We start from the raw sequence: 6,201 nt of genomic DNA on the forward strand, positions 1-6,201 counted from the left end.
CTACCCTCCTATTACCATGCCGTAAGCCATAACAAAAATCATTGGTGTTAGAGAGGCAAAAGCAATCAATCCAAACCCATCAATCATAGGGTTACGCCCTTTAATTGCTGACGCCAACCCCACACCCAGAGCAGTCACCAGTGGTACAGTTATGGTTGAAGTCGTTACACCACCAGAGTCATAGGCAATACCAATAATCCACTTAGGTGCAAAGGCAGTCATTATGACTACCACAGCATAGCCACCAATAATTAAATAATGAATGGGCCAACCACGAAGAATTCGTAACACCCCTAAAACGATAGCTAAACCTACAGAGAAGGCAACGGTAAACCTTAAGCCATTTGCATACTCAGCTTGTGCTATATCGGTGAGCTCAATAATGCCACCATTTGCAGCCACATTAGCCGCTTCTTTAGCCACAGCAATCAAAGAAGGCTCAGCGACGGTTGTGCCAAAGCCCAAACAAAAAGCAAAAGTGAGCAACCAAGAAACACTGCCTTTTCGGGCAAAAGATTGAGCCATAGACTCACCAATAGGAAATAAACCTAATTCAAGACCATAGATGAAAAATGTTAGCCCTAATATGACTAATATCAGGCCAATTATAATATCGCCTAAGTTAGGTAAAGGCTGCTGTAAAACGGCAAATTGGAAAAAACCGATAACCAGAATGATCGGTAATAGGTCTTTGCAGCTTCCAACCAATGATCTAAAAAACACCCATAACTGCTGCATATAACCTTACTTTTTGTAATGGTAATATTTTAACCATAACACATTGAAAGTTATTGATAAAACGATTTAAAAGTAAAATATCCAAAACTTGAAAGCCCTCTAAACAACATGGAAGATTTAGTTATCGGGTATAAAAGCATCGGTTTTAAATCACTAACCCGATTTGTGACATGATTCTTAGTTCGCCCGCCTAAATTTTGTCGTTAAATTGACATATTCGTTCATTATAATTACTCAAGCTTCTCATTAACTAAATATGATATGGCAGACAAGATTTTTCGTACAATCAACAAAGTACCTTACATTGCGAGCTTTAGCCTATTGATAAGTTTAAGCTGTTCGGCTCAAGCACAAACTGCGCAAAGTGAGCTTCAAACTCCAAATACCATTCATTTTGGGGCCTCCAAAAATATTGTTTCCTTTGGCTCAGATACTCTCGCCAACCTGATGCATTTTTGGTCTAAAGAATTCCACGTTCAATATCCTAAAATAGGTTTTGAACTTCATTCAGAAGGTTCAACCACAGCTGTAAAAATGTTGTTTAACAACCAAGCTGATTTAGGGCCTATGAGCCGATTGATGACTTCACACGAAGTCAGTACTTTTAAACAAAAATTTGGTTATCGGCCCACCCCTGTGAAAGTAGCAATGGATGCACTGGTTATGTATGTTAATCGTGATAACCCTTTGGATAACATATCTCTGGCACAAATCGACCGTATGTTTTCCGCTACTCAAAAATGCCATTTTCAACCCAGCATTGATAGTTGGCAACAGCTAGGTCTAACAGGTAAGTGGAAAAATCATCCTATAGAACTAATTGGGCGGAATAAGATATCGGGCACATATGGTTTTTTTAAACGCAAAGCCTTATGTAATGGTGAATTTAAACCAAACGTGTCTCTTCAACCCGGCTCAACATCTCTTATCCAAGTGATAAGTCATACAAAGTTTGCAATTGGTTTTTCGGGTTTAGGCTTTAAAACTTCTGGAGTAAAAGCGCTGCCACTATTATCTAATGACGGAGAAATCGTCCCCTCCACAGCTGCTAACGTACAAAACCAAACTTATCCATTGGCACGGTTTTTATACATTTATATCAACTGGCCACAGTCCAACCCTATTCCCTCAAAAATACAAAACTTCTTGCGATTGGTTTTATCTGAAAAAGGGCAGAAGGTTGTCACACAAGATGGTTATATTCCCTTGTCAAAGTCAGTACGTAAAGAACAACTTAAGATGCTACGGCTTCCACTCCATAACTAAGTAAATAGTCTGCAAAGGGAGTTGGAGCAGAGATACCGTAACCCTGAGCAAAATTCACACCTAGTTGTTGTAGTTTCTGCTCGGTTTCTATATCACCCACAAATTCAGCAATAGTTTGTTTGCCCATACTATGCGCAATTTCGTGAATAGCCTTAACAGTGGCAAAATCACAAACATCATTACACATGTTCTTCACAAACGAGCCATCAATCTTCACGTAGTCCACTTTCATATTCTTTAAGTAAGTAAACGAAGACATTCCAGCACCAAAATCATCCAATGCAAACTTACAACCCAAGTTACGAATATCTTCAATGACGTTTGCCGCTTTAACTAGATTAGTGACCGCCGAGGTTTCGGTTATTTCAAAACACAATTTGTCTTTCGGCACATTGGTACGTTGTAGTGTATTTAATAACTTTTTCATTAATGAAGGACTATTAATACTGGCACCAGATAAATTAATTGCACATTTATCTAAATCTTTAACATGCTCAGGGTAAGATTCAAGCAAAGCCAGGGTATGAGTGAACACCCATTCATCAACCCTACTCATTAAGCCGTGCCTTTCGGCGATTGGAATAAATACACCTGGGCTTATTACCTTGCCGTGTTCGTCGTACATGCGTAACAAAATTTCATAACGAATCTTCTGATTGGCTGCAATGTCCAGAGGTTTGATAGTTTGGAAATATAACTCAAAATTATTTTGATCTAATGCGGTTTGAACCTGCCCCAACATCTTCAGCTCGGTATTTCTAAACTCTATTCCAGATTCAGTATTATCATGGAAAATATACTGATTTCTACCATTGTACTTCGCTAGGTAACAGGCACTGTCAGCCGCTTTTATCACATCAACCGCATTTAAATTGGCTTTGTCCATTTGCACAATACCAACACTTGCCCCAATATGAAAGACGCGGCCTTGCCACTCAAAGCGAAATGCCGAGACACTGTCCAGCAACTTTTGTACGCTGCGCTTAACTTCAATTTGAGTTTGTTCTAGCAACAACAAACAAAATTCATCTCCACCCACACGAGCTAACACATCTCGCTTACCAATATTTTGCTGTAATAAGTTAGCTATGCCCTTAAGAAGTTGATCACCAGCTTGGTGGCCACAAGTATCATTAATGATCTTAAACTTATCCATATCGATGTAACATAAACTAGCCGTGGTATGTTCTTCGGGGATATTAGTTATCATGTCTTTTAATTTAATATCAAAAGCGTATCGATTATACAGACCAGTTAACGGGTCATGATTTGCTTGATAGTATATTTTTTGTTTTAGGATCAAGTCTTCTGTTACATCTCTAGCAATTCCCTCTATTGCTACTAACTTGCCATTTTCGTCAAAAACAGGGGAATCATTACATTCAATAGAAATCTCTTTGTTGTCAGCAGATAACAAGGTCTGAACATAAGATGGCGTTTTTAATCCTTTAGACTGGCGTTGACGGATTTGACGAATATTATCTGGCACTGTCAACAGATATGAATTTGCATTGGCAATAAACTCATCAGGTTTGTAACCCAATATATTACTCACACTGGTACTAACAAATTGATAACGATTATCAGGAGACAAAGAATAAACAAAGTCTCGATTTAAACCATCAACCAATCGTCTAAATCTAGCTTCGCTATTTTTTAATTTTAATTGAGACTCATAACGTAATGAAATATCCCTAACTGTCATGGCTAAACCGGAATCAGCTTTTACTACCTGTAATCGCATCCACTGCCCATCAAACAGCGCAGAGGAATTATTTAAGGTATGTTCAAACGGCCTACCAGACTGGCTCACCTGTTTAAATTGTTCGAATAGATGAGGCACTTGCAATATCTTTAAGTGTTCAGTAAGTAACAAATTAGCAGGTTTTTTAAGATCTAGATGGATACGTTTTAAGGCTAACTTATTTGCATCCACTAAACGAAAATCACAAATACCCTGCTTGCTGTCGCACACACATTCAAATATCAATATGCTATCTAAAGCTGCTTCACTGGCCGCTTTATAATGAGCTTGGCTCTTACTAGACTGAATGGCATGGGACAGCTGCCAATAAAAAAACAAACAAACTAAGAATGACATTAAACAACCAAGCCAAAAAATCAAACGGCTCATTGGCACAGCTTGAGCAGGGCTTTGTAACCATAATTGCCAATTTCGGTCGGCAAAGTTTAAGGACACCTTTACCAAGGTTAGGTCTTCAATTAAATTTCCATGAGTTAATAACTGTGTGTCTTGATCACGCAACAAAAAGTTAAATTCAGGCCCCACTAACTCCCCAATCAAAACTTCTAAAGTGGTTTTAACATCAAAACTCGCTACGACATAACCCAAAGAGTGGTTGTTTGGGTCAACCTTTAACGCATACAAGGTTGCCAGTCCATAACTAGAATACAAACTTGTGGCAAGACCGTGAGAAGACAAATGTTCCACATCAATGCCATACTGCCCGAGATGAGAATTAAGTAACCTGTCTTTATGGTTTAAAGACAAACTCCAACGAATAGTGAAATCAGGATTAACCCACCATACATCTCGAATGCCAGGCATAATGTTTTTAATGTCAGAGGCGTGAGTATGAAACCAATCAACTGGGTTAGGGTGCCTTGCAGGCCAAGATAAAACTAAATTTTCTAGGGCGCGTTTTCTATCTGCTGAAAACACCTCCAAAGAAGTTGAAGTTTGTGATGCCACCACATTCGCCAACGCTTTTCGTTTTTGTATTTCGTGATCAGACAAAAAAGAACGTGCCACACTAAAAGCAATAAAAAGAAAAACAAATAACAAAGCTGGGAGCCAATAGACTCGCTTATGTGGATTAGCAAAATACTTCACTAAGTATATATATCCGTAAGTATTCTTGAGTTCGGCTAATCAAAATAGAGGAACAATATGACAGTTTAATTAAATTTAGGTTGTATAAATAAATACTCTTATTTATATGTACATACCTATGTACCTTTCTCCGTTAAATTACCAACAAAAAAGCCGTTTCTGTTACCAGAAACGGCTTTTTAAAACTAACTTCAGTAAGCTTAAATTAAGCTTCTTGAATAACAACTAGTTTGATAGTCGTTGTTACGTCAGAGTGAACTTGCAAATCAATTTCGTATTCGCCAGTTTCACGTAAAGTACCAGTAGGTAATTTAACTTCTGATTTAACCACTTCAACACCAGCAGCAGTAATTGCATCAGCGATATCGCGAGTACCGATAGAACCGAATAACTTACCTTCATCACCAGCAGGAGAAGCAATAGTCACTTCACCTAGCGCAGCGATTTTTTCTGCTTTAGCTTGTGCAGCAGCTAGGCCTTCAGCAATTTTTGCTTCTAGCTCAGCGCGACGCTGTTCAAACTTCTCAACGTTAATTTTAGTTGCAGGAACTGCTTTTCCTTGAGGGAACAAGAAGTTACGTGCATAACCTGATTTTACAGTGACAGTGTCACCCAAGCCGCCTAGGTTAGCGATCTTGTCTAATAATATGATTTCCATCTTTGCTACCTACGATTACTTGTGAGAATCAGTATATGGAAGCAATGCCAAGAAGCGCGCGCGCTTGATAGCAGTTGACAACTGACGCTGATACTTCGCGCTAGTTCCAGTGATACGGCTAGGTACAATTTTACCACTTTCAGTGATGTAGTTTTTCAACATTGCGATGTCTTTGTAATCAATCTCAGCAACACCTTCAGCAGAAAAACGACAGAACTTACGACGTCTAAAAAAACGAGCCATTATGCGTCTCCTTCTTGTGCGTCTGCAGCTTCAGCTGGTGCTTCTTTAACAGGAGCAGCGGCTGGCTTGTCATATGATTTTTCTTCACGTTTTTCACGACGTTCTTCTTTAGCCATTGGAGACTGTTCAGTAACAGCACCTTTGGTACGCATAACTAGGTTACGCAAAACAACATCATTAAAACGGAAAGCAGTTTCTAGCTCTTCAACAGCTTCAGCAGTTGCTTCAGCGTTAACAAGAACATAGTGTGCTTTATGAAGTTTATCGATCGGGTATGCCAATTGACGACGGCCCCAATCTTCCAAGCGGTGGATAGTGCCGCCATCTTGGGTAAGAATTCCGGTATAACGCTCGATCATACCTGGAACTTGTTCACTCTGGTCAGGGTGAACCATGAATACGATTTCGTAATGACGCATCATATTGCTCCTCACGGTTGTAG

The 6,201-nt window shown here is 39.2% G+C and carries 6 protein-coding genes; 1 reads left to right on the plus strand and 5 read right to left on the minus strand.

Annotated features, from left to right (window positions below; translation table 11 throughout):
* Positions 1-738 carry a DUF1538 family protein gene (locus ACSHXM_RS13150; RefSeq protein ID WP_435689226.1) on the minus strand — a complete coding sequence of 246 codons (738 nt, stop codon included), beginning with the start codon at positions 736-738 and terminating at the stop codon, positions 1-3.
* Positions 739-999: 261 nt separating this feature from the next.
* On the opposite strand from ACSHXM_RS13150, the gene ACSHXM_RS13155 reads away from it, so the two are divergent.
* On the plus strand, positions 1,000-2,004 hold the full coding sequence (locus ACSHXM_RS13155; RefSeq protein WP_435689227.1) for a PstS family phosphate ABC transporter substrate-binding protein: 1,005 nt from the start codon (positions 1,000-1,002) through the stop codon (positions 2,002-2,004).
* Here the strand turns inward: ACSHXM_RS13155 and ACSHXM_RS13160 are convergent.
* From ACSHXM_RS13160 to rpsF, 4 genes are all read right to left on the minus strand, one after another.
* Positions 1,973-4,762: a sensor domain-containing protein gene (locus ACSHXM_RS13160; protein WP_435689228.1), complete on the minus strand. Its 2,790-nt coding sequence runs from the start codon at positions 4,760-4,762 to the stop codon at positions 1,973-1,975. The two genes, ACSHXM_RS13155 and ACSHXM_RS13160, sit on opposite strands and share 32 nt — an antisense overlap.
* Positions 4,763-5,063: 301 nt before the next feature.
* Positions 5,064-5,516, minus strand: a complete 453-nt coding sequence (gene rplI, locus ACSHXM_RS13165) for a 50S ribosomal protein L9 (protein WP_435689229.1) — start codon at positions 5,514-5,516, stop codon at positions 5,064-5,066.
* 15 nt (positions 5,517-5,531) lie between these two features.
* Positions 5,532-5,759 (minus strand): 30S ribosomal protein S18, encoded by a 228-nt coding sequence (gene rpsR, locus ACSHXM_RS13170; protein WP_215927140.1) that lies wholly within the window; start codon positions 5,757-5,759, stop codon positions 5,532-5,534.
* Positions 5,759-6,178, minus strand: coding sequence for a 30S ribosomal protein S6 (gene rpsF, locus ACSHXM_RS13175; protein ID WP_435689230.1), 420 nt, complete (start codon positions 6,176-6,178; stop codon positions 5,759-5,761). Before rpsF ends, rpsR begins: the two co-directional genes overlap by 1 nt.
* Positions 6,179-6,201 lie beyond the last annotated feature (23 nt).

This window comes from Paraglaciecola sp., assembly GCF_051252315.1.
GTDB lineage: Bacteria > Pseudomonadota > Gammaproteobacteria > Enterobacterales > Alteromonadaceae > Paraglaciecola.

Bases quoted from the DNA above. Each gene is read 5' to 3' on its own strand.
- ACSHXM_RS13155 (WP_435689227.1), top strand. From the start codon at position 1,000: ATGGCAGACAAGATTTTTCGTACAATCAACAAAGTACCTTACATTGCG.
- rpsR (WP_215927140.1), bottom strand. From the start codon at position 5,759: ATGGCTCGTTTTTTTAGACGTCGTAAGTTCTGTCGTTTTTCTGCTGAA.
- rpsF (WP_435689230.1), bottom strand. From the start codon at position 6,178: ATGCGTCATTACGAAATCGTATTCATGGTTCACCCTGACCAGAGTGAA.
- rplI (WP_435689229.1), bottom strand. From the start codon at position 5,516: ATGGAAATCATATTATTAGACAAGATCGCTAACCTAGGCGGCTTGGGT.
- ACSHXM_RS13150 (WP_435689226.1), bottom strand. From the start codon at position 738: ATGCAGCAGTTATGGGTGTTTTTTAGATCATTGGTTGGAAGCTGCAAA.